This window comes from Devosia sp. (genome assembly GCF_028290625.1).
In the GTDB taxonomy this organism is placed as follows: Bacteria; Pseudomonadota; Alphaproteobacteria; order Rhizobiales; family Devosiaceae; genus Devosia.
The window spans coordinates 29263-53087 of sequence record NZ_JAQGJM010000020.1 but is presented as its reverse complement, the minus strand read 5'-3'; the positions used below and the strand labels follow the sequence as shown (position 1 = coordinate 53087).

Genomic DNA, 23825 nt, shown 5'->3' with positions numbered 1-23825 from the left:
GGGCACACTGACTAAGCCCATCCATGGAGCGTCCTTGATGAACCGCCAAACTCGCAGAATGCTGCTCAACCTCGTCACCGGCTTTGCCGTCGCCGCCGCTGCCGCACTCACCTTCCTTCCCGCGACCCAGGCAGCGCCCGGCGTCGTCACCTCCAATGTCAATGTGCGCTCCGGCCCCGGCACCAATTATGCCGTCGTGACCGCCATTCCGAGTGGCACGCAGGTGGACGTGCAGCGCTGCGACGCCGGCTTCTGCTACATCGAGGGCCGTCGCGTTTCCGGCTGGGTTTCGGCCCAGTTCCTGAGCGCCGGTGGCCGTCCGGTCAATCCGGGCAATCCGGGCCTGTCCTTCGGCTTTTCCGTGGGCGGCCCCGGCGGTCCCAACATCAATATCGGCGTCGGCAACGGCAATAACGGCCCCGGCCCGCGTCCGGGCAACAACGGCCCGTTCCCCGGCAACGGTAACTTCCCCGGCAATGGCAATGGCAACGGCCCCGGCCCGCGCCCACCCGTCTATCAGAACGCCGAAGTCTGCTTCTACGATCGCACCCGCTTCCGCGGCGACAGTGAATGCTACGAATCGGGCGACAGCGTCCGCGACCTTGGCCGCATGGCCGGCGCCTTCCAGTCGATGGAAAATGAGGACGGCCTGAGCGTACAGGTCTGCGCCGATCGCAACTTCCGCGATTGCCGTACCTACACCACCAGCGCCTCCTCGCTCACCAGCTTCGGTGACGTGGTCTCGCTGCGCATCCGCTAGCAACCATCGCAATTCAGCTCAGGCTGAGTCGAAAGTGCCGGTTTTCGAGAACCCGGACCGGAGCGTACGTTTAGGTACGTGAGGACCGGAAGCGCAAAAAAAACCGGCACCTACAGGCCAGCCTCAGCTGAATTAGCGCCATCCTTCGGGGTGGCGCTTTCTGTTTGCCTTTGGTAAATGCGGCTTGGATGTGGCAACCGCCCGCGCTACTATCGCGCCATGTTACGCCGATCCCGGGAGCCTTGATTCATGGTACTGCGCACGCGCCAAATCCTGCTTGCACTGATTGCGCCTTTGGTCCTGCTGTTCGCAATGGCACCCGCAATGGCCGAAGGTCCCGGATATGGCACGCCCGCCTGGAGCACGCAGGACTTGACCCTGCGCGAAGGCCCCGGCGGCCCCTATGACGTTGTCGGCGCCATCGCCGCCGACCAGGCCCTCTTGGTCTATCGCTGCACTGTGCGCTGGTGCGTGGTCGGCAAAGGCCATGAGCGCGGCTGGGCCCAGATCTCCAAGCTGAGCTTCGGTCTCTCCTCGGCCGACCCGTTCACCGGCCCCCGCCTCAATTATGGCTACGGCGGCGGCGAGGTCTGCTTCTTCGAAGGCCGCAACTATACCGGCGCTTCGCTCTGCGTCGGCTCCGGTCGCGTCTTCAACGACCTGCTGCTCTACCATCTGGACAACCGCTTTTCTTCGGTGACCGTCAGTGGCTCGGCCTCTGCCGCCGTCTGCCGCGACAGCGATTTCCAGTCCTATTGCACCCGCATCATCAAGAGCGAACCGGTCCTGGGCCGCTACCTGAACGACGCAGTCTCCTCGATCCGCGTATACTAGGACCAATCGACAGTCAGCTCTGGCTGAGGCGAAAATGCCGGTTTGTCCTGAGCGCACGATACTAGCCCGCTTTTGACTGGTATCAGTCTGAGGTCATTAACTAATCCCGCCATATTGCGCCCGGTCTCGATCATATCTGACCGGACTTCATAGCGTTTTTACCAAGCCCCGCTGATGGTCTTCGCAATTCACGCGAGACCCTCATGCAAACCGTCCTCACCACGCTGTTCTTCCATCATGACCTGCGCCTGGTTGCGCTGGCCGCCGTCATCTGCGCGCTGTCGGCCTTCGCGGGCATCTCGCTGCTGGGCCACGCGCAAAAAATCGGTCCCGGCCGCATGCGCACCGTCTGGCTGGCCATCGCCGCCGGCTCCGTCGGTTTCGGCGTCTGGGCCACCCATTTCGTCGGCATGCTGGCTTTCGCCATCGGCATGCCCACTGGCTACGATCTATGGATGACGCTGCTGTCGCTAGCGCTCGCCATCGTCGTCACCGGCGCCGGCTTCTGGGTCGCCACAGTCGGCAATCGCCGCTCGGACAAAGCCCTGGGTGGCGCCATAGTCGGCATCGGCATCGCCGGCATGCACTATGTGGGCATGGTGGCGCTGATGATCGGCGGCAATATCGTCTGGGACTCCACCCTGGTGGCGTCTTCGCTCATCCTCGCCATCGTGTTCGGCGCCGCGGCGCTGCTGTCCGCCTCTCTGGGCACCGGCGTCAAATCCCACTTGGGCGGCACCGTCCTGTTGACCATTGCCATCTGCGCCATGCACTTCACCGGCATGGGCGCCGCTGGCCTGCAAAATTGCTATGCCATCGTCAGCGCCGCCGACGCGACCCCCCAACATCTGGCGCTCGCGGTCGCGGTCGGCAGTATCATGGTCCTGCTCACCGCCCTGATGGCGCTGCGCCTCGATCTGCGCGACGAAAAGCGCACCGCGCTCGAAGGCCACCGCATGCGCGGCCTTGCCGATGCGGCGGTGGAGGGGCTCATGGTCTGCCTCGACGACACCATCGTCACCGTCAATGCCAGCTTCCGCGCCTTGGTCGGCCAAGACGACGCCGAAGTCACCGGCCAGCCGCTATCGGCCTATTTCGATAGCGCCACCTGCTCGGCCCTCCTTGCCCGGCACAATGTCGCCGTCGAGGCCGATCTCATGGGCCCCAATGGCGTCAGCGTTCCGGTCGAGGTGATCCTGCGCGAGGTCGATTACGGCGGCAAGCCGCACCATGTCGTGGCCGTGCGCGATCTCAGCGCTCGCCGCCAGGCCGAACAGCATATCCGCTTCCTCGCCCATCACGATGCCCTGACCGGCCTGCCCAACCGGGCCAGCTTCAACCGCCATCTGGAAAGCGAAATCGCCCTTGCAACGCGCCAGGGCCAGAGCTTTGCCGTGCTGTGCCTCGATCTTGACCGCTTCAAGGAGGTCAACGACCTATTCGGCCACCCCGCCGGCGACGTCCTGCTGCGCCGGGTCGGACAGTCCCTGCTCTCCTCCATCGGCGACAAGGCTTTTGCGGCGCGCATCGGCGGCGACGAATTCTCCGTCATCATCCCCGATATTGGCAGCCCTGCCCGCGCCGGCCGCATCGCCGAGCGCATTCTCGACGGCTTCCGTGACGCCAATCGCGATGCCGCCGACGGCACCATGATCTCCGCCTCCATCGGCATTTCGCTGTTCCCCGACAATGCCGACGATCCCCAGCACCTGGTCACCCATGCCGATACCGCGCTCTACCGCGCCAAGCATGACGGCCGCGGCATTTACCGCTTCTTCGAAACCGAAATGGGCACCGCCGTGCGCGAGCGCCGCCTGATGGAAAACGACCTGCGCCACGCCATTTCCCGCCAGGAACTGCATCTGGTCTATCAGCCCCAGGTCGATATCGCCTCGGGCCTGGTTACCGGGTTCGAAGCGCTGGTCCGCTGGTCCCATCCCCGCCAGGGTCAGATTTCGCCAAACGTCTTCATCCCCGTCGCCGAGGAAAGCGGGCTGATCATGCAGATCGGCGAGTGGGTCCTGCTCACCGCCTGCGAGGAGGCCGCCAGCTGGACCAGCCCCCTCTCCATCGCCGTCAACGTCTCCGCGGTGCAGATGCAAAGCGCCCAACTGCCCGAAATGATCGCCGAAACCCTGCGCAAGACCGGCCTCGCCCCCGAGCGCCTGGAGATCGAGATCACCGAGACCGCGCTGGTCCGCGACATCGCCCGCGCCCTGATCAGCCTGCGCCAGATCAAGGCCCTGGGCGTGCGCATCGCCATGGACGATTTCGGCACCGGCTATTCCTCGCTGGCCAATTTGCGCGCCTTCCCGTTCGACAAGATCAAGATCGACCAGTCCTTCATCAAGTCGGTCGACAGCAACGAGCAGTCCGCCGCCATCGTCCGCGCCGTCCTCGGCCTCGGCGCCGGCCTGAAGCTGCCGGTGGTCGCCGAAGGTATCGAGCGACTGGAAGAGCTCGATTTCCTGCGCGGCGAAACCTGCGGTGAAGCCCAGGGCTTCCTGCTCAGCCGCCCCGCTGCCATCTCCACCTTCGCTCACATCACCGAGGGCCGCGAAACCACCATCGAGGGCCTGGGCTGGGACATCCCGACACCCTTGCGCGTGGTAAGTTGATCCCAGAGCGTTTCCAGGAAAAGTGCGAAGCGGTTTTCCGGTTCGGAAACACGACAATTAAAAAACTGAGAGCTCCTGCTTTGATTCAATCAAAGCAGGAAATGCTCTTGGTGGTCGCCTCCGGGCGGCCGCCAGCCACTATTCGCCAGCACCGCCGTTTCCCCAAAATCCCGATCCTGAGTATGCCAATGCGCCTTGGGCGCTGCCGCGGAAACATCCTGCTTATTGCTGGCAACAGCGATGGCGAAGACTTGTCCGGGCCTATAGATCACCTTGCGCCGTGGGAAAAATGCGCGCTGCAAGGAGACAAACATGAAACTGGTAAAGTCGATTATTGCTTTGGGTCTGCTGCAGTTGGCGGTGATGACCCCAACCTTTGCGCAATCGGGCCTCGACGCCATCAAGTCCGCCGGCGCCCTGCGCATCGGCACCGAAGGTACCTACGCGCCCTTCACCTTCCATGACGATACCGGCGCTCTCGTCGGCTTCGACGTCGAAATCGGCCAGGAAATCGCCAAGCGCCTCGGCGTCAAGGCTGAGTTCGTCGAAGGCAAGTGGGACGGCCTGATCGCCGGCATCGATGCCAAGCGCTATGACGCCGTCATCAACCAGGTCGGCATCAATCCAGAGCGCCAGGCCAAATACGATTTCTCCGAACCCTACATCGCCTCCAAGGCCGTTCTGGTCGTGCGCGGCGACAATACCGACATCACCAGCTTCGCCGATCTCGCCGGCAAGAAGTCGGCCCAAACCCTGACCAGCAATTTCGGCAAGCTCGCCACCGAGAGCGGCGCCGAACTGGTCGGCACCGATGGCTTCGATCAGTCCATCGCCCTGGTCATCGACGGTCGCGCCGATGCCACCATCAATGACAGCCTCTCCTTCTTCGACTTCAAGAAGCACAAGCCCGACGCCAATGTGAAGATCGCCGCCACCCAGGACAATGCCGATTATTCCGGCGTGCTGATCGCCAAGGGCAATCCCGAACTGCTCGCCGCCATCAACGACGCCCTCGTCGCCATCAAGGCCGACGGCACCTACGCCACGATCTCCCAGAAATATTTCGGCGCCGACGTCTCCGAATAATCTTCTCACCTTGCCCGTGGGGCGCACCCTTGAGGCCGCCCCACCCACCGACCTTCCCGCGGGCTTGACCCGCGGGCCACTCTCAACCCGGCACGAGCGGCGGGAAGCCCGCGGGAAGGAAGGGAGCATAGAGCTAGATCGCGCCCGATAACTAACCGCCCCTCCCCTCAACCACCCACTAATGCTATCGAGACTCATCCGCGTCTCACGGGGAACCCATCCATGCCGCACTGGCTCGACTTGATGCTGACCTCCCTGCTGCCGCTGCTGCGCGCCGGCATCCTCTTCACCGTGCCACTGACGCTGCTCTCTTTTGCCCTCGGCCTCGCCGTCGGCTTCATCGCCGCCATCACCCGCCTGTTCGGCCCCGCGCCCTTGTCCGCCATCGTCAAATTCTACGTCTGGGTCATCCGCGGCACGCCCCTGCTGGTCCAGCTCTTCCTCATCTTTTATGGCCTGCCCAGCATCGGCATCGTGCTCGACGCCTTCCCCGCCGCGCTGATCGGCTTCACCCTCAATGTCGGCGCCTATACCTCCGAGATCATCCGCGCCGTGATCACCGCCGTGCCCAAGGGCCAGTGGGAAGCCGCCTTTTCCATCGGCATGACCTGGCCCCAAGCCATGCGCCGCACCATCCTGCCCCAGGCCAGCCGCATCGCCGTACCGCCGCTCTCCAACACCTTCATCGCCCTGATCAAGGACACTTCGCTGGCCGCCGCCGTCACCGTGCCCGAGCTGTTCCAGGCCGGCCAGCGCATCGTCGCCACCACCTACGAGCCGTTGATCATCTACATCGAGGTGGCCCTGATCTATCTTGCGCTCAGCTCCGTCCTCTCCACCCTGCAGACCCGTCTGGAAAAACGCCTGTCCCGCTATGGCGGCCATATGGAGGCCGCATCGTGATAACCCTCGACCACATCCACAAAAGCTTCGGCGACCTAGAGGTTCTCAAGGACGTCAGCGTCGCCGTCCGCGAAGGTGGCGTCACCGCGCTGATCGGCCCCTCCGGCGGCGGCAAGAGCACCCTGCTGCGCTGCGTCAACTTGCTGGAAATCCCCCAGTCCGGCCGCGTCCAGATCGATGACGCGGTGCTCGATTTCCAGCCCCATTCCCGCCCCCACCGCGACGCCATCCTGCGCCTGCGCCGCCATACCGGCATGGTGTTCCAGAACTTCCAGCTCTTTCCGCATCAGACCGCGCTGGAAAACGTCATGGAGTCCCTGCTGACCGTCCTTAACTGGCCCAAGGACAAAGCCCGCACCCGCGCCCTCGAACTCCTCGACAAGGTCGGCATGGCCCACAAGGCCGACGCCTGGCCGACAAACCTCTCCGGCGGCCAGCAACAGCGCGTCGCCATCGCCCGCGCCCTCGCGCCTTCGCCTAAAGTCCTGCTCTGCGACGAACCTACTTCGGCGCTCGACCCCGAACTCGCCGGTGAAGTCGTCGACGTCCTGGTCCAGCTCGCCCGCGAAGGCACCACCATGCTCATCGCCACCCACGACCTCCGCCTGGCCGCGACGATCGCCCACGACGTGGTGTTCCTGGAGCGTGGGGAGATAGTTGAGGCCGGCGTAGCAAGCCAGGTGTTCAACGCACCGGTTCAGGCACGCACGAAGCAGTTCGTGGTGACGCTGGGGGCACAGGTGGAAACACCGCCTCAGGCCTAGACAGCATTTCGTGTCCGGCGAGATACCGTCAACTGGCAGATTTCAATGTCTGTCATTCAACGTTCGCAGCTTCCGCTAGGACCAATCGACATTCAGCTCAGGATGAGCCGAAAATGGCGGCTTTCGAGAACCGGACCGGAGCGTACATTCCGGTACGGGAGGACCGGAAGCGCAGAACCGAAGGTCCGCGCAAGCGAACACTGACATTTGCAGGCCAGCATCAGTTGGATGTCGATTGGTCCTAGGCCGCGGCGCGCGCAACCCGCCTTCCCTTCAGCTCGAACACCTCCACGATACGATCGAGATCGGCCGCCTGCGCCTGCGTTTGCGCGATGGCTGCATTGGTCTGCTCCACCAGGGCCACGTTGTGCTGGGTCATATCGTCGATCTGGTTGACCGCGGTGTTGACCTCCTCCAGTGAGGAGGCCTGTGCACGGCTGGCCGAGGCGATGTCGCCGATCAGCGCCGAATTTTCCTCGACCGATTCCAGGATCAGTTGCAGCTTTGCCGCCAGATCGACGACCAGTCGCGAGCCGGTAGCAACTTCGATCGTGCTTTTGCCGACCATGGCTTTGACCTCGGTCGAGGCATCGGCCGCGCCTTTGGCCAGCCGCCGCACTTCTACCGCCACCACGGCAAAACCCTTGCCCACCTCCCCCGCCCGCGCCGCCTCGACTGAGGCATTGAGCGCCAGCAGATTGGTTTGAAAGGCAATATCGTCGATCATGCCAATGACATTGGAAATGCGGTCGGACGCCTCGCGGATCCGATCCATCGCCTGCGTCGCCTCGGTCGCGGCCATGCGGCCCTCGGCGGCCGTGGCGCAGGCATTCTGAGCCAGCTCGCTCGCCCGTTGCGCGCGGCCCGAATTTTCCCGCACCGTCGCCGATAATTGGCGCATCGCGGCGGAGGTTTCTTCCACCGTGCTCGATTGTTTCATCGTCCGGTCCGCCAGGTCGTTGGCGCCAGCCAGGATCTCGTCGGTCGCACTCTTGAGCGCACCCGAGGCGCCATGCACCTGGCCGATAATGCCGGAGAACTGCTCCACCGTCTGGTTGAAGGCATCGCGAACAGCCACAAACTCGCCGGACACCTGAGCGTCGATCCGCACGCCCAGATTGCCGGCGGCCAGCGCTTTCAGTCCGGACATCAAACTATCGACGATCCGGCGCTGCTCCTGGGACAGCGCGGCCAGGTTCTGCTCATTGCGCTGCCGTTCGAGGGAAGCGATGCGCCCTGCTTCGCTGGCGCTATCGCGCTCCATCTCCTTGATGGCGTCAGCAGCCTGCAACCGCGCAATGGTCTGGTCGCGCAGATGCGCCACCGCTCGTGCCACCGCCGCGAGTTCATCCTTGCCGTTGGCGCCGGCGATTTCATCATCGGCCTGCCCGTCGGCGACCTGTCTTATGCTGGCCTGTAGCCGATTGATCGATCGCACGATTGATCGCGACATCCACCATGAAGTCGCCACCACCGCAAAAACCAGGGCCGCTGCCAGAGCCAGCATGGTCCAGAGCTTGGACTGGAAGCCGGCAATGCGAACATCCAGCAGCCGTTGTAGCGTTGTTGCGCTCGATTTCCAGGACGCCAGCGTTGCATCCTGGAACGCGGCATGGGCTGCCGCCACTGGGCCGAGGTCGGTCCCAGCCCGCGTCGCTTCATCGCTGAGACCGCCGATCGCGATGCCGAGCGCGGCGCTATAGGCGCCCGCCGCCGCTGCATATTGATCCAGGCCCGCCTGCAATTCCTCGGCCACCGAGCCGTCGGCGCTGGCACCTGCCGCCGCTGCGAACGAGGCTTGCGCACCGGCCACCAGCGCATCGAAGGCCCCCACATCCGCAACCATCGCCACGCGATCGCTGTCGGCCAGGCTCGCCGCCCCCTTGGCCGCGCCCATTTCGTCAAGCAACGCCGATCCCGCTGCGATTGCGGCCGGCAGCTTGAGCAGCATCAAATCCATCACGTAATAGCTGTCCAGATCCGGATCGAGGATCAGGTTCGACTTGTCGCCGACCCGGTTGACCAGCGCGATCGCCGCGTCCCGCGCCTGCGCTGCGCCGCTCTTGTCGGCCGCCAGTGCAAGGCGCGCGGCCATGTAATCCTGGGCCTGCGGCGCCGACATCATCGCCGTATCGTAGGCGGTTGCCGCAGCGTCCAGCGCGACACTTGCCGGCACGCTCCCGCTGTCGCTCGCAATAGCCGACAGATCCGGCACCACGACCCGCAGATAGCTGACACCCAGATTTTCCTTGGAGGCGAAGGCAATATCCTTGTCGCTCTGTGCATAAAACAGATAGCCGAGCAGCACGACGGGCAGCAAAGATAATAGGACGACGATGGTCAGGCGTAACCGTATGGGCAATCCGGACATGGCAATGCTCTTCTGTGCAATCCCGGAAAGCTACGCCTTGTTCACGTAAACATGGTTAACGCGCGCGCCAGACGATGCCATCGCATCAAAACAGCCAAAAGAGGCGAGCTCAGCCCAGTGGGCATCCGTGCTGACACGAACTGTCAGCAGGCCCGTTCCCTCTCCGTTCATGCCATGTTAGGCTGTGCGGAACGTTGCATTCCGAGCTGGCGTTCCCCACATACTGGCTTCTCAAAAGCATCACGGTGTTCCATGGCCGACAAGTCCTCGCGTCCCGGCAAGGCTGAATTTTCCATCGACGAATTCTTCAGCGAAATCGAAAAAGCCGAAGACATGAGCGCCAACAAGCGCCTCCCCCAGGAGCGCCTGCTCAACAAGCGCGCCATGGACATGGCCGCCCGCAAAGTTGTCGAGGACGAAGCCAAGGCCCGCGAGGACGCCGAAAAGGCCGAGGCCAAAGCCGCGCGCCAAAAGACCGCGCTGGAGAAGCGCCGCACCACCAAGTCCAGCCACGACTCCGTCACCGGCATGGCCCCCAAGACCGGCAAGACCAAGATCAACTCCGTCGACCGCATCGACTTCGACGGCATGGGCGAAAGCCCCCAGGCCGGCTTCGGCCACATGCCCTCGCCCGAGGCGATGAGTGCCCGCGACATCTCCCGCACCGCCGCCAAGGATCCCGAAACCATCGGTAAACTGCGCGATGCCCTCTCCAGTGCCCGCTCCAAATCCGGCTCCAGCCGCACCGTCGAGGACGCCCAGACCGTCGGCGTCACCGCCACCGTCAAAGCCCTCGAACAGATCATCCTGCATGGCCGCAAGGAGGTCGAAGGTTCCTCCCCCTGGATGCCGCATCGCCCGACGCGCCCGGTCCGCACCGCCTCCATGCCCTTCCGCATGGTCACCCCCTACACCCCCGCCGGCGACCAGCCCACCGCGATTGCCGAGCTGGTGGAAGGCGTCAACAATGGCGAAACCGACCAGGTCCTGCTCGGCGTCACCGGCTCCGGCAAAACCTTCACCGCCGCCCAGGTCATCGCCAAAACCAACCGCCCCGCGCTGATCCTGGCCCCCAACAAGACCCTCGCCGCCCAGCTCTATGGCGAGTTCAAGTCCTTCTTCCCCGACAATGCCGTCGAATACTTCGTCTCCTACTACGATTACTATCAGCCCGAGGCCTATGTGCCGCGCACCGATACCTATATCGAGAAGGAATCCACCATCAACGAGCAGATCGACCGCATGCGCCACTCGGCCACGCGCTCCATCCTCGAACGCGACGACGTCATCATCGTCTCCTCGGTCTCCTGCATCTACGGCATTGGCTCGGTCGAAGACTACACCGCCATGACCGTCGATCTCGCCAAGGCCCAAAAAATCGACCAGCGCGAGCTGCTCGCCAAGCTGGTCGCCCTGCAATACAAGCGCGGCGACACCGGCTTCGTCCGCGGCACGTTCCGGGTCCGCGGCGATACCATCGAAATCTTCCCCGCCCACTATGAAGCCGCCGCCTGGCGCGTCTCCCTGTTCGGCAACGAGATCGAGTCCATCGCCGAATTCGATCCCCTCACCGGCAAGAAATCCGCCGACCTCACCTTCATCCGCGTCTACGCGAACAGCCACCACGTGACGCCCCGCGCCACCATGAACCAGGCCATCAAGTCCATCCGCGCCGAGCTTGCCGCGCGCCTGCAGGAGCTCAACGGCGCCGGCCGCTTCCTCGAAGCGCAGCGCCTGGAACAGCGCACCCTGTTCGATCTCGAAATGATGGAAGCCACCGGCTCCTGCGCCGGCATCGAGAACTATTCCCGCTACTTCTCCGGCCGCCGCCCCGGCGAGCCGCCGCCGACGCTGTTCGAATATCTCCCCGATAATGCCCTGGTCTTCGTCGATGAAAGCCACGTCACCATCGGCCAGCTCGGCGCCATGTATCGCGGCGACTTGCGCCGCAAGGCGACCCTGGCCGAATACGGCTTCCGCCTGCCCTCCTGCATGGACAATCGCCCGCTCCGCTTCGAGGAGTGGAACGCCATGCGCCCGCAATCGGTCTATGTCTCGGCCACCCCCGGCAAATGGGAGATGGACCAGACCGATGGCGTCTTCGCCGAACAGGTCATCCGCCCCACCGGCCTGATCGATCCCCCGGTCGAAATCCGCCCCGCCAAGGCCCAGGTCGATGACGTGGTCGACGAAATCCGCGAGACCAACAAGAAGGGCTACCGCACGCTCCTGACGGTTCTCACCAAGAAAATGGCCGAGGACCTGACCGAATACCTGCACGAACAGGGCATTCGCGTGCGCTACATGCACTCCGACGTCGACACCATCGAGCGCATCGAAATCATCCGCGACTTGCGCTTGGGCGGCTTCGACGTCCTCGTCGGCATCAACCTGTTGCGCGAAGGCCTCGACATCCCCGAATGCGGCCTCGTCGCCATTCTCGACGCCGACAAGGAAGGCTTCCTCCGCTCCGAAACCTCCCTGATCCAAACCATCGGCCGCGCCGCCCGCAACGTCGACGGCAAGGTGATCCTCTACGCCGATCGCACCACCGGCTCTATGGAACGCGCCCTCGCCGAAACCAACCGCCGCCGCGAAAAGCAAGTCGCCTACAACACCGAACACGGCATCACCCCCGCCTCGGTGCGCTCCAACATCCACGACATCGTCGACAGCGTCTACGAACGCGACCACGTCACGATTTCCATTGGCAAAGGCCGCGACGGCAAGGAACAAGTCCAGGTCGGCGCCAACCTCGCCGCCGTCATCAAGGACATGGAAGCCCAAATGCGCGAAGCCGCCACGAACCTCGAGTTCGAAAAGGCGGCACGTCTGCGCGACGAGGTCAAGCGGCTGCGGGAGATGGAGTTGGATACGTTGAGTGGAGAGGTGAACTAGCAGGACGGCACAGGATCATTTAGTTTTTAAGACAGAACTGGCGGATTGACCTATCTAATCCAAAATAACCCAAATCGATCGCGTGCTGGTAGCGAGAAGTGTTCCACCACATGCTGGTCGAAACGAAATACCATGGCATCACAGATCTGCGCCCCCTCAAGCAACCAAGACTCTTCTATTTCAACGCGCCCGCCCTTTTGGAGCTCGAATCGAAAATCTGTTTCTGCAACTCTCGCCAAGAACCGCGCGTCGGGAACGCCGTCATTGTGAACTATGAGATTTCGGAGCGCTCCTAAGGTGGCGATTAAGGTAATTTCTGTGGCGTTGATGGCGACCTGTTGACCACCTTCGGTGGAAACAAAACTAACGAAGTCGGAGATGCGTTTTGCGGCCTTCGAACTAACGGTTCTTTCAATAGTCTCGCGCGCAGCCCAACGTTTCTCCCCATCCTGCTCTTCGCTTTGATGGAGTTTTGACCACAAAATTTCTACCGCAATTTCCTCATAATACTGAATAAATATATCGTGAATGCGACATAAAAAATTCTCGAGGTAATATTGCCTCTTATCAATATACTTCCCATATATTTCTTTCCTTTTTCCTCTTGCTCCATTTATGGCCCGTCGCGCCAACTCATGGTATAATGCATTGAACTCTCTATGCTCAGTGCGCCTCATCATAAATTGAGCGGCCGGATATGAGACATATCTTGGCGGCCACGGGTCTTCCAATTCCACCATTTTCGCAAGATTTCCGCAATTAGTTGAAATAACGACTCCGTATACGGCGCCCGCGTTTTTCTGAAACTATTTCGTTGACCCATGCCTTCTTGGAAATTGGTGCGGCAACATTGATGTCAATAGGGCGTTGAAAATCGCCCGGCCGAAAAATTGCCAGGTCTGCTTCAAGAAAAGGTAATGCTTTCGCATCCGATGCTACGAAAATGGCGTGCGCGAACGCGCTTCGTGACTTTATAGCCAAGAGCATCACGCCGGGAGCGTACTCTGCCTCAGCGACCTTATACTCAAATTCAAATTTCGAGGTAATCTTGCCTTGCGCTGTGAACTGATAAGCGCCGTTTCTGGCCAACAAGATTTCGGGAGCCTCTCCAGATAGCATCTCTTCATTGGTGAACCATCGCACCTGAACCCCGCCTTGGGGAGAAACAATCTGCCCCGTGATTTCATGGTACAGCGCAAATCCAGCCTTTGCTCCAAAGGCGGTCATATGCGCCCAAGCAATTGGTCCTCCTGCAAAGAATACCGCTTCGTTCTCTGCCAGACTTAGTTCTAACCTGACGGCATTCATATCCCTCTCACTCAGGTACATCTCTTCAATTAACCCAGGCACCATGCGAGAAACCTCGCGCATTAGCCTCGCCCACTCCTGATCGTCTCTTTCATTTTCAATGCCAGGGAAAGTCCTCGCAAAAAGTGCGGCGACTAAGTCCGCTGCGCTCGTTCCAAGATTACAGGCGCGGCAACTGGGAAATTCCAACCCCTTGGGGCGCTGCGAGGAGCGGAAGAGAACACGAGGTGGCATGTGGTCTATTGTGGTGGCGAGGTTTTCTCCGCCACAGTAGATGCAGGCGGATTCCGCGTTCAAAATCGCGGCGTGTCGTCGAGCTTTCTTTTTTGCCTCGCCCAAATTTATACCTCCATGCAGGAGTTGCCGTGAGCGTCGAGTTCATCTGCTCAGATTGTTTTACAGATTTCGGCCTAAAAGAAGAAGCAAGACGCATCGGTTTTTTTGATAATCGTGAATGTCAAAATTGCAAAAAAACTACGGGCGCAAAACTTACTTTAGAAAAAGCGAGAGACCTAGCCGTCGAATATTTCTGGAACGGGAGCTGGTATAGAGCCGACTTCGGCGGAGCGCACAGAATCATCTCCAATGAGCATCATCTGGGCAAGCGGGGTGTCCAATTTCCCGTATGGTTGTCAGAGGATGCTGACTTGATCCAGAAGTTTATTGGCGAGGGCTTCTTTCACTACGGGCCTCCCCTCTGGCGTATCGGCGAAATTGAGCCATTGAACCGACTAAGGTCTTTCTGGTCACGCAAGATCGCCGCGCGAGACATTATTAAAGAATTTCCAACGCGCAAATTGCATCAGGGCACACGACTGTTCCGCATTCGAAAAAATATACTTCCACCCTTTGAAGAACAGGTGAAACAGTACGACACAGCACCATATCGCCGAGGACAATGCGGAAGGATGGACACTCATCGAACTCGTGTGTTCTACGCCTCTGAAGACCTTGATACCTGCATACACGAGTGTCGCATAGCGATAACCGACGAGTGCTTTGTGGCGATCTTGAACGTCAAGAGGGACCTAAATCTTCTCGATTTAGCGGCCGAAATTGATGAGGTTGGCACACCGTTTGAGAGCACAGGAATGGCGATGAAATTTCTTTTCACCAGCGATTCCAAGGGATACAAGTATACACGTGAGATTGCAGACGCAGCGAGAATGGCGGGGTTCGACGGGATTTGGTACCCGTCCTTTTTTAATTTAGTGCGCGACGGCGATAGTCCGAATGTCGGCATCTTTGGATCCCCCATTCTGGCAAAAGATATTGAGGTTGTTGGAATTAATCGAGCCACATTGAAGAGCGCGTCCTACAAAATTAGATTTGGCCCTCTATTCGATTAGCAACAACTAGCTGGATGACCATCTCGGTGAGTTTTCTGTAGCGGTCATTCCGGCGCAGGCCGGAACCCATCCCCAGATCGCGCCACGACCCCAGGTCGCCTCAGCCCCCCGCCGGACACGCCCCAATAATCCGCGCAAACTCCTCCCGCGCGCCCTTGGTCGAGTACTGGCCCACCTCCACCCCATCGACCAGCACGGTAAACTGCCCGCTCAACAGCTCCCTCAACTCCGGCCCGAAGCTGGTAATCCCGCCCACCGAATAGCGCCCGCCGACCTCCCCGCTGATCGCCTCCAGACCGTGGCGCGTGTCGCCATCGACAAGCACCACTTCGCGCGGCGCAGCCCCTTCGGGCCGGTCCATATAGGCGGTGAACGTCACGTCACCATACCCCTCCTGGCAGTTGATCGACACCAACACCTTGTCGCGCTGCTGGTCATACCAGTAGAGGAAGATATCGTTGACGCCGGTCGTCGCGTCTTCCTCGAGCACCCAGCCGTGGGGCACCTGCTGCCCGCTGGCCGCGCCGGTCAGCGCCACCGCCAAGCCCAGGATTGCGGCAAGTCCACCTGCCTTCATCGCCCTTCTCCACTGTCTGCAGGGCTCGCCGCCGATTGGCGGCCGCCCATCATCAGATCGTCGCGTTCATAAGGTGCGCAAGGTGTCGATGTTCGGCTGCACCCTGTCAATCAGCCCCACCCCCACGCCCAACGCCCTCCGGGCCGATGGCCCAAAATCCCCAAAACTTCTCCCCGCCCCCTGCCCCCGCGCCTAAACTCCTCCGCCCCCGCGGAGAAAACCCCATGCTCGACCACGACAAGCGCGTCGCCTATCCGCTGGTGATCCGTTACCTGAGCCTGCAAACCCGCTTCGAGCCGGCGCTGCGCGATCTCGGCGTCCGCGCCCGCGCGCATCCCGAAAAACCCGCGCCGCCGGTGCTGGTCGCGCTGGTGGCCCACCTCATCGACGAAACCTTTCGCGTCGTCTCGCGCGAACCCTTCGGCCGCCGCCTCGCCCGCCTCCCTCCCGATGCCACGCTCAGCTTTGCCGACCTTTTGCTGCGGCTGGACGAGGCCGATGCCGCGCTGGGCGCCTTCAAAGGCCTCTACTACAAGGAGTTCGAGCTCGACGAGGGCGAGTGGTGGACCTTTGGCGAGGACTGACTTGTCCCTTTTGTCCCCGCGCCAAAATCCCATGCGATGATGCCCCTGTTCCCGCCACACACGCGGCGCCGACGAAGCGCCGAGCGGGAAGACGGTGGAGTCAGGGTCGCCCGGCTCATGTGTGGACGCTGACAACCGGCCCGGCCCGGTGCGGGAACCATCGGAGCGCTTTGCTCCCAGGGGAAACGCGCCCGATAGCCAGCCCCAAAAGGGTGGCCGCTCGATGCGCATGCAGCAAAAACCGATCGTGGTGAGCGGCTTTCGTCTCACTCTAAAATTCCCCAGAGGCGAAAGCCGCTCACCGCCGTGTTCCCCGCAGGCTCCGCGCCGTGCGGCGCTTGTGCATGTCGCCATCAATTCGCCGCGGGCGCGCTCCATCCTTGCGCCCTTCGGAGAACGAGCATCATGCGCGCCGCCCTCATCCTTGCCATCGCCCTCATCGCCACGCCGGCTTTGGCCCAGTCCACCGCGCGGGTCAGCGGCGGCACTATCCAGGTGCGCAGCGGCCCCGGCTCGGGCTATGCCAGCATCGGCGTGCTGCCCAATGGCACCGAGGTGACGCTGGAGCGCTGCACCCGCTCGGGCGCCTGGTGCCTCGTCACCGATACCGGCTGGGTCCGCGCCAGCTATCTGGTCGGGCAGGCCGCCAAGGTGAACGCCACCCCGCCCGATTTCCTGTTCGAGGATCCGCTTGGGTTCGGCCACCACCGGCGCTTCCCATTCTGAACGCAGATGAACGGACCCCTCAGGCACCGTTCAATCGCCACCCCTCATAAGTGTGTCCAAGGCAGACGACTGCCGCAACCAGACACACAGAGGGATTACCCCATGAACAAGTTCACCACCGCCCTGCTCGCCGCCGCCGTTCTCGTCGCTTCCGCCTCCGCCGCCATGGCGTCGCCTGGCGTCGTCACCGGCAATGCCAATGTGCGTGCCGGCGCCGGCACCGGCTACCCGGTCATCTCGTCGGTCCAGTATGGCCAGGCGGTCGATATCGATTATTGCTCGGGCAACTGGTGCCACGTCTCCAAGCCCGGCCGCGACGGCTGGGTCTCCGCCAGCTACCTCGCCACCGATAACGGCTGGGGCCGCGACCGCCACCATCGCCGCCACACTGGCTGGGGCAACAATGGCGGCTGGGGCAACAACCACGGCGGCTGGAACACCCACAACACCGTCGGCATCAACACCTGCGTCTCGGGCCAGAACGCTTCGTTCTGCGTCGGCTTCTAATCTAGCTTAAAGCCAGCCTGAAAGCTCCCGGCGGACCATGGACTCGATCATGTCCATGCCGCCGGGACTATCGTTGAGACACGGAATATAGGCGAACTGCTCGCCGCCGGCATGCATGAACGTCTCCCGCCCCTGCATGGCGATTTCCTCCAGCGTCTCGATACAGTCCGCCGAAAACGCCGGCGCCAGGATGGCGATCTTCTTTATCCCCCGCCCCGGCAGCGCTGCTAAAGTCACGTCCGTATACGGCTCCAGCCATTTGGCCCGGCCGAATCGGGACTGGAACGTGACCATGAGCCTGTCTTTGTCCCAGCCCAGATGCTCACGCACCAGCCGCGTCGTCTTTAGGCACTGGCAGTGGTAGGGGTCGCCGCGCTCCAGATATTCCACCGGCATGCCGTGATAGCTGGTGACCACCAGGTCGGGTACGAAATCCAACTTTGCCACGCCCTCCTCGATCGACCGCGCCAGCGTCTCGACATATTTCGGATCGTCGAAATAAGCCGGCGCCGTGCGCACTGCCGGCTGCCAGCGCATCTTGCCGAGCACTTCGAACGCCTTGTCATTGGCGGTCGCCGTCGTGGTCGCCGAATACTGCGGATAGAGCGGCATCAGGAGTATCTTCTGGCACCCCGCCTGCTGCAAGGCCTCCAGCCGCTCCTGCGTCGAGGGATTGCCATAGCGCATGGCGAAATCAACGACCACGTTATCCTCGCCGCCCATGCGCCGAGCTAAGCTCTCGGTCTGCTGCCGCGTGATTACCCGAAGGGGGCTCTCATTCTTCTCTTTGTCCCAGATCTGCGCATAGGCGTGGCCGCTCTTTTGCGGCCGGAACGACAGGATGATCACGTTGAGAATGAGCCACCACAGCAGGCGCGGCGTCTCGATCACCCGCGGATCGCTGAGGAATTCCTTGAGATAGCGCCGCACGCTCCAATAGTCCGTCGCCTCGGGCGTGCCGAGATTGAGCAGCAACACGCCGATCTTGGGCTTGGCCACGGGGGGATGATTGGCAGGCAGGTGATCGGACATGGAGCGCCGCAGTCTGGAAAGGTTCTAGGAAATTGGCCGCACCATAGCCGCTCTCGCCCCAATCGCAAGGCGGCGATGGGTCGCGCTCAGAGACTTTCCATGACAAGCCATATGCCAAAGGACATGACCGCGACCGCCCCTGCGAGCTCTGCCCACCAAAGGACCCTCGCAGTCCACGGATTATCAATGCCCCCGATGCGCAGTGCCATCCCCTTGGCGGTCGCGGCTATGGTCGCCAATACAGCCACTGTGATCGCAGTACCGATACCCATCAGGAATACCGCCAGGATGCCCGCTCCCAGCAATCCCTGCGACAAGGAAAAGGCCAGCACCACCAGTGCACCGGAACATGGCCTCAGGCCCACCGATAAAACCACCCCGACCTGCTCGCGCCAACTACCGGTCGTGGCACTCGCGGGCACGATATGCATGTGCCCGTCATGATCATGCTCCGCATGCCCGTGCTCGTCTTGGTCGTGATGATGATGCTCGTGGTCATGATGACCGTGGTCGTGCGCTCCATGATGATGATGATCGTGCGCGTGATCGTCATGCAGATGTGCACGCGCCTTCGTAGCCATGTCATCAGGCGCGTGGTGATGATGCCGATGGCCCAGCCCGAAGACCTTGCGCACGATCAGCCACAGTCCCAACAGCGCGACCATGCCGTAGGAAATGACACCGATCCAGTTGGCCGCGACGTCCATCGCCATGCTGGTCATGTTGAGTACGCTGGCGGCGATCAGCACGAAAACTACCGCGACCAACGATTGGATCATTGCCGAAATGAAGCTGAGCAGAATGCCGCGGCGTACTTGCGTATCATTGGCAAGGACGTAGGACGAAATCACCACCTTGCCATGGCCAGGGCCCGCCGCGTGAACCACGCCATAAAGAAAGCTCAGTCCGCCGAGCAGCCAAAATGCCGTCCAATCGGTCTTGAGCCCGGCTAGGGACTGGTTTACCGCCAGATAGAAATTGCGCTCTTGCACCAACAGCCAATCGGAGAACGGCGTACGCGGCAGGTTCAGTCCCGGCTCTTTCGGCGGTCCGCCGAACGGCAGCGCGGGCGAATGCGCCGGCGCCTGCGCCACCTGGTTGACCGCATCCAGCGCCGAAACCGGCACTGGCGGCGCCGCCCCATTGCAAGTGATGACGATCGTGCCTTGCGTTCCGCGCATCGCCGCGGCCAGGTCGGGCGGCAGTTCAACCACATCCGGCCCCAGCGAAAACAGCCGCTTTTGCACCGCCGGGTCCATATCTTTGGGCGGCTCCATGGTCACCCCGCAGCCGGCCGGCGCATTCTCCAGCACCACGTCACTGGCATCCGCAAAGGTGATAGCCACGTAGTAATCCGGGTCATAAACCCCCAGTTCGAACCGGTTGGCCATTGGCTGCGGATTGGTCACCGTCAACCCGTAGGTCAGCGTCGTGCGGCCGTTCTCATAGACAAAGCGCTGGTCGCCATCGGGGGTGAATTTCAGAGGCTTATCCTGCGTGCCCGCATAAGTGTAAAAGCCGTATTCCGTCAGGCCCTTCAGGTTGTCATCGGCGAGCGGCTGCAATTCCTCGGGACTGGTCTCGCGATCGCCATTGGTATCGAGGCCCTGCACCACCCAGGACGAAAACGCCTCGTCGAAAGTCCAGTTGTGCTTCAGCCCGACGATTTCGCCGGTGTCGTTGAACACCACCGTGACCTTGGCATCGATGAAAATATGCGGATGCGCTGCAGCCGGCAAAACCAGTGCCAGAGCAATGGCGCACAGCACCACCAGCCGCGCCGCTGCCCGACGTCCGAACTCGATGATCGCCAACTGCTACCCCTAAGAAATCGGGTGCGTAGCGAACCAGTCGACCAGGTGATCGATCAATGCGCGGACCTTACCTGCGAGATGCCGGCGATGCGGATAAACCGCCTGCAGCGTCTGCCCGGTGGGCACAAAATCGGTCAGTACCGGCACGAGTTCACCCGACGCCACTTTCGGATCGGCGAGGTAGGACGGCAATGCGGCAAAGCCAAGGCCCATGATCGCCGCCTGGCGCGCCGCCAGTGGCGAATTGACCCGCACCGGACCGGTTACCGGTACCGATACGGTCTTGCTGTCCTCGAAAAACCGCCAGTTCGATTGGCCCTGCAGGTTGGTATCGACGATACACGGAAGATTGCGCAGATCGTCGGGATGCTTGGGCACGCCATGCAGCATGATCAGCGACGGCGCGCCGCCGATGATGATGTGCATGTCGGCAATCTTGCGGGCGATCAGCGAGCTGTCGGCCATGGTCGAAATCCGCAGCGCCACGTCGATGCCTTCGTCGACCAGGTCGACATAGCGGTCCTCCAGCCGCAGATCGAGTGTCACCTGGGGGTATTTGGCCAGATAGGAAAAGATCGCGGGCGCCAGCGTATCCTCGCCGAAATTGCGCGGCGCCGAAACCCGCAGCAGCCCGCGTGGCTCGGAGGTCTGGTCGGTGATGGTGGCGTCCAGATCGTCCAGTTGCTGCAGCAGCGAACTGGATTCGCGATAATAGGCCTCGCCCGCCTCGGTCAGGCTCAACTTGCGCGTGGTTCGGTTCATCAACCGCACCCCGAGATAGTCCTCGAGATCGGTGACATATTTGGAGAGCAGCGCCTTGGAGCGCCCATGCTGTCGCGCCGCCGCGGAAAAACCGCCGGAGTCAAAGACTTGCACGAAGGCGCGGATGCGCGCGAGGTCTTGGGTCATTGCCCGGTACTCCGGCCTGTCGGCGATTGCGGTGCCAATCCGGTGCTCCGTTTCGGCATCCATGGACGCATAACTCATCTGCGTCCGGTGAACAATAACGGGGCTTGGTCGTGCCACGATTAACGATAGACTGGATGGCAGATCGACGCGTGCCTGGAGTTCAGACTATTTTCCCGCCTATGTCTCGACCCTCATCCCGATCATCGCTCTACCGGCTCATCGAGGCCGGCCAATTGGCGCATCAGGCCCTGCTGGTGCCCCTCCGCGAGCGTGGCCTCGAGCCGGGCGATGACGCCGTGCTGTTCGAACTGGCCCGTTCGGGCACCACCGAATTGGAACTCGCCGCACAATTGGGTCTGCCGCAGGACGCACTCGATATCCGGATCGCACGCTTGATCGGCCGCGAACTGGTCGGTCGCCAGGCCGTCGGGCCAGAGCTGGCGCCCGGCTTGGCCCTCACCGAACGCGGCGTGCGCATCCGCAACGCCCTGGCCGATCACTGGACCCAGCTCGAAGAGGCCCTGATGGGCGAACTCAAGCCCAAGCACCGCAAGAAATTTGCCGGCACCCTCAAACGTTTCGTCGAGCTGCTGCGTTTATAGCTCGAGCCTAGAGGTGGTTTGGAAATTCGTTCTGGTGAGTCAGCTGGCGTGATTCTCGAAAACCGGAGCGCAGCGTACGTTGGTACGTGAGCACCGGAAGCGCAGACCCGAAGGGCCGCGCAGCGAAAGTCGCGGCAGACGGCCGCCGGAGTAGAATTAACAAGCAGCCTCTCGGATGACTGGACCATTCAGGTTCGGTTCAGGCAAGACGCCGTTATGTAGGGCCACGGGCGATGAACGCCCCCTGAGTAAGGAGTTCAGAACATGGCTTTGAACAGGAAAATACTTGCTGCCGGGCTCGCCGCTTTGGCGCTGCTGGGCACCAGCATTGCCGCCTCTGCGGCCCCTGCCGTCGTCACCGGCAATGTCAATGTGCGCTCCGGTCCCGGCACAGGCTATTATGCCATCGATACCATCCGCCGTGGCGAGCGCGTCGACGTACAATATTGCCAGGGTAGCTGGTGCTTCGTCGAAAAGCGCGGTCCCGACGGCTGGGTTTCGGCCAGCTATCTCGACCGCGGTCGTCCGAACCGTCCAGGTCGCCCCGATTGGGGCAATGACGGTCCAGGCTGGGGCAATGGCCCGGGCTGGGGTAACGGTCCCGGCTGGGGTAACGGTCCAGGTCGCCCCGATTGGGGTAACAACGGCCCAGGCTGGGGCAACGGTCCCGGCTGGGGCAATGGCCACCATCGTCCCCGTCCAGGTGGCAGCGTCTGCTTCAACGGACCCGACGGCTACGTTTGCCTCGGCAACTAAGTAGAAGATTCAGCTCAGGCTGAGTCGAAAATGGTTGAGTTCGAGAACCGGAGCGCAGCGTACTTTTAGTACGTGAGCACCGGAAGCGCAGAAGTCGGCCATTTGCAGGCCAGCCTGAGTTGAATCAAGCGTCGTCCTTCGGGGCGGCGCTTTCATCTCATTCGACCTTGATGCGCTCGATATCGATGCCCTGCTTTTCCAGCGGCGCCCGCATCTGCCGGGTCAGGAATTCGTTCAGTCCATAAATCACCACCGCCGCGACGACCGCCGCAATGGCGAAGCCGCGAATGCCGTCCTGCGTTGCCGCCACGATGGCCGCGAAGGTGCCCACACCCGCTACGCCCAGCAGCGTCCACGCCTTGCGCTCGCCGGCAATGCGCAGATTGCGCGCCCCCATATGCAGCAGATCGCGCAATTCGCTATCGCTCATCGACACCAAGGCGCGGTTGCTGCGCTCGCGCCGGATCGTCTCGATATAGGCATCGACCCGCCGCAAGGTCAGCGATTCGCGCTCGTCGGTGCGCTTGCCGCGCGCAAACAACGTCCAGCCGCCACCAACCAGCAGTGCCACCAGCGCCAGTTCAATCAGCCAGGCCATTTTCCACGCTCCCTCGATCCATGCCGATGACATGCCCCTCAACGGCGCGCAGTTCAAGACCACGGGCCACGCAACCGTGCGGCGCCATTGCTCGTTGTGCTGCCAAGAAACGCGAAAGGATCGTCCCATGGCCAGCACGACTGCGAACACCGAGACCAAATCCGTCAAACCCACCCCACGCAACGCCAGCACCAAGCCGGCTGCGACCAAGGCCGCCCCCGCCAAGAAGCCGGCCGCCAAACGGGCTGCGCCAGCAAAGCCTCCCGCCAGCACCGCCAAGCCCGCGGCCCGCGCCAAGTCGCAGGATACCAGCCAAAATCTCAAGCATCACGGCGAACACGTTGATCGCATCTGGGATCTGGCCAAGCGCATCGGCGTCTGCATGTTCGTGACCTGGGACGGCGAACGTCAACGCAGCCGACCTTTGCAGGCCAACGTCGACCGCGACGAGCACGCCATTTACTTCCTGAGCGATGCGAACAGCCACAAGGACGATGAGGTAGCGAAATTCCCAATCGTCACCCTCGCCTTCGCCGATATCCCGCACAGCAAATATGTGTCGATCACCGGCAAGGGCATGGTCAGCAACGACCGCGCCAAGATCAAGGAACTCTGGTCACCCTTCGCCCAGGCTTGGTGGGACAATGCCGATGATCCGGACATCCGCGTCATCAAGGTCGAGCCCCAGGATGCCGAACTCTGGGACAGCCCCGGCCGCGTCGTCAGCGCCATTTCCATGCTTGCCGCCGCCGTCACCCGCCGTTCCCCCAAGATCGGCGAGAACGCCAAGGTCAAGCTCTGAGGCTCACCACCGGGTGAGGAGGCCTTT

General features: G+C 62.0%; 21 protein-coding genes and 1 pseudogene. 14 read left to right on the top strand and 8 right to left on the bottom strand.

Going from position 1 to position 23825, the window contains the following annotated elements; genetic code table 11:
- The first annotated feature begins 37 nt into the window (after positions 1–37).
- The 6 genes from JWR51_RS10650 to JWR51_RS10625 all read left to right on the top strand — a co-directional run bounded on the left by JWR51_RS10650 (position 38) and on the right by JWR51_RS10625 (position 6965).
- Entirely contained in the window at positions 38–760 is a 723-nt protein-coding gene (locus JWR51_RS10650) for an SH3 domain-containing protein (RefSeq protein WP_299747187.1), read from the top strand.
- Between the two features lie 249 nt (positions 761–1009).
- Complete coding sequence (locus tag JWR51_RS10645; protein ID WP_299747186.1) at positions 1010–1594, top strand: peptidase inhibitor family I36 protein; 585 nt, start codon at positions 1010–1012, stop codon at positions 1592–1594.
- Between the two features lie 203 nt (positions 1595–1797).
- Positions 1798–4212 carry an EAL domain-containing protein gene (locus tag JWR51_RS10640; protein ID WP_299747184.1) on the top strand — a complete coding sequence of 805 codons (2415 nt, stop codon included), beginning with the start codon at positions 1798–1800 and terminating at the stop codon, positions 4210–4212.
- A gap of 312 nt (positions 4213–4524) precedes the next feature.
- A complete protein-coding gene (locus JWR51_RS10635; protein WP_299747182.1) occupies positions 4525–5298 on the top strand; it encodes an amino acid ABC transporter substrate-binding protein in 774 nt (257 codons plus the stop codon).
- A 222-nt stretch (positions 5299–5520) separates the two neighbouring features.
- A complete protein-coding gene (locus tag JWR51_RS10630) occupies positions 5521–6201 on the top strand; it encodes an amino acid ABC transporter permease (RefSeq protein WP_299747180.1) in 681 nt (226 codons plus the stop codon).
- Positions 6198–6965 (top strand): amino acid ABC transporter ATP-binding protein, encoded by a 768-nt coding sequence (locus JWR51_RS10625; protein WP_299747178.1) that lies wholly within the window; start codon positions 6198–6200, stop codon positions 6963–6965. The genes JWR51_RS10630 and JWR51_RS10625 overlap by 4 nt, the downstream gene beginning before the upstream one ends.
- 241 nt (positions 6966–7206) lie before the next feature.
- Here JWR51_RS10625 and JWR51_RS10620 read toward each other — a convergent pair whose 3' ends face one another.
- The gene (locus tag JWR51_RS10620) at positions 7207–9336 is read right to left on the bottom strand and encodes a methyl-accepting chemotaxis protein (RefSeq protein WP_299747176.1); all 2130 of its coding nucleotides are present in this window, start codon (positions 9334–9336) and stop codon (positions 7207–7209) included.
- A gap of 384 nt (positions 9337–9720) precedes the next feature.
- On the opposite strand from JWR51_RS10620, the pseudogene uvrB reads away from it, so the two are divergent.
- Positions 9721–12207, top strand: a pseudogene (gene uvrB / locus JWR51_RS10615) (excinuclease ABC subunit UvrB); the annotation flags it as partial.
- Positions 12208–12284: 77 nt separating this feature from the next.
- Here uvrB and JWR51_RS10610 read toward each other — a convergent pair.
- Together JWR51_RS10610 and JWR51_RS10605 are read right to left on the bottom strand one after the other, a co-directional pair.
- A complete protein-coding gene (locus JWR51_RS10610) occupies positions 12285–12974 on the bottom strand; it encodes a hypothetical protein (protein WP_299747172.1) in 690 nt (229 codons plus the stop codon).
- A gap of 19 nt (positions 12975–12993) precedes the next feature.
- Positions 12994–13881 carry a hypothetical protein gene (locus tag JWR51_RS10605; protein WP_299747171.1) on the bottom strand — a complete coding sequence of 296 codons (888 nt, stop codon included), beginning with the start codon at positions 13879–13881 and terminating at the stop codon, positions 12994–12996.
- A gap of 26 nt (positions 13882–13907) precedes the next feature.
- Here JWR51_RS10605 and JWR51_RS10600 point away from each other — a divergent pair, with 26 nt between their 5' ends.
- Complete coding sequence (locus tag JWR51_RS10600; RefSeq protein WP_299747169.1) at positions 13908–14891, top strand: RES family NAD+ phosphorylase; 984 nt, start codon at positions 13908–13910, stop codon at positions 14889–14891.
- A gap of 100 nt (positions 14892–14991) precedes the next feature.
- On the opposite strand, the gene JWR51_RS10595 is transcribed toward JWR51_RS10600, so the two are convergent.
- Positions 14992–15468 (bottom strand): hypothetical protein, encoded by a 477-nt coding sequence (locus JWR51_RS10595; protein WP_299747167.1) that lies wholly within the window; start codon positions 15466–15468, stop codon positions 14992–14994.
- 224 nt (positions 15469–15692) lie between these two features.
- Between JWR51_RS10595 and JWR51_RS10590 the strand changes: the two genes are divergently transcribed.
- The 3 genes from JWR51_RS10590 (at position 15693) to JWR51_RS10580 (ending at position 17285) form a co-directional block, all read left to right on the top strand.
- On the top strand, positions 15693–16052 hold the full coding sequence (locus JWR51_RS10590) for a hypothetical protein (protein ID WP_299747165.1): 360 nt from the start codon (positions 15693–15695) through the stop codon (positions 16050–16052).
- A 405-nt stretch (positions 16053–16457) separates the two neighbouring features.
- The gene (locus JWR51_RS10585) at positions 16458–16778 is read left to right on the top strand and encodes an SH3 domain-containing protein (RefSeq protein WP_299747163.1); all 321 of its coding nucleotides are present in this window, start codon (positions 16458–16460) and stop codon (positions 16776–16778) included.
- Between the two features lie 102 nt (positions 16779–16880).
- Positions 16881–17285 carry an SH3 domain-containing protein gene (locus JWR51_RS10580; RefSeq protein ID WP_299747161.1) on the top strand — a complete coding sequence of 135 codons (405 nt, stop codon included), beginning with the start codon at positions 16881–16883 and terminating at the stop codon, positions 17283–17285.
- A gap of 6 nt (positions 17286–17291) precedes the next feature.
- Here the strand turns inward: JWR51_RS10580 and hemH are convergent, their stop codons facing one another.
- The 3 genes from hemH to JWR51_RS10565 all read right to left on the bottom strand — a co-directional run bounded on the left by hemH (position 17292) and on the right by JWR51_RS10565 (position 21040).
- On the bottom strand, positions 17292–18317 hold the full coding sequence (hemH, locus tag JWR51_RS10575; RefSeq protein ID WP_299747159.1) for a ferrochelatase: 1026 nt from the start codon (positions 18315–18317) through the stop codon (positions 17292–17294).
- An 86-nt stretch (positions 18318–18403) separates the two neighbouring features.
- Positions 18404–20086 (bottom strand): DUF1007 family protein, encoded by a 1683-nt coding sequence (locus JWR51_RS10570; RefSeq protein ID WP_299747453.1) that lies wholly within the window; start codon positions 20084–20086, stop codon positions 18404–18406.
- A 54-nt stretch (positions 20087–20140) separates the two neighbouring features.
- Positions 20141–21040, bottom strand: coding sequence for a LysR family transcriptional regulator (locus tag JWR51_RS10565; RefSeq protein WP_299747157.1), 900 nt, complete (start codon positions 21038–21040; stop codon positions 20141–20143).
- Between the two features lie 179 nt (positions 21041–21219).
- On the opposite strand from JWR51_RS10565, the gene JWR51_RS10560 reads away from it, so the two are divergent.
- Both JWR51_RS10560 and JWR51_RS10555 read left to right on the top strand, forming a co-directional pair.
- A complete protein-coding gene (locus JWR51_RS10560; protein ID WP_299747155.1) occupies positions 21220–21642 on the top strand; it encodes a hypothetical protein in 423 nt (140 codons plus the stop codon).
- Positions 21643–21906: 264 nt separating this feature from the next.
- On the top strand, positions 21907–22398 hold the full coding sequence (locus JWR51_RS10555; RefSeq protein ID WP_299747154.1) for an SH3 domain-containing protein: 492 nt from the start codon (positions 21907–21909) through the stop codon (positions 22396–22398).
- 157 nt (positions 22399–22555) lie between these two features.
- Here the strand turns inward: JWR51_RS10555 and JWR51_RS10550 are convergent, their stop codons facing one another.
- Positions 22556–22996, bottom strand: coding sequence for a hypothetical protein (locus JWR51_RS10550; RefSeq protein ID WP_299747152.1), 441 nt, complete (start codon positions 22994–22996; stop codon positions 22556–22558).
- 127 nt (positions 22997–23123) lie between these two features.
- On the opposite strand from JWR51_RS10550, the gene JWR51_RS10545 reads away from it, so the two are divergent.
- A complete protein-coding gene (locus tag JWR51_RS10545) occupies positions 23124–23798 on the top strand; it encodes a pyridoxamine 5'-phosphate oxidase family protein (RefSeq protein ID WP_366525571.1) in 675 nt (224 codons plus the stop codon).
- Positions 23799–23825: the final 27 nt, after the last annotated feature.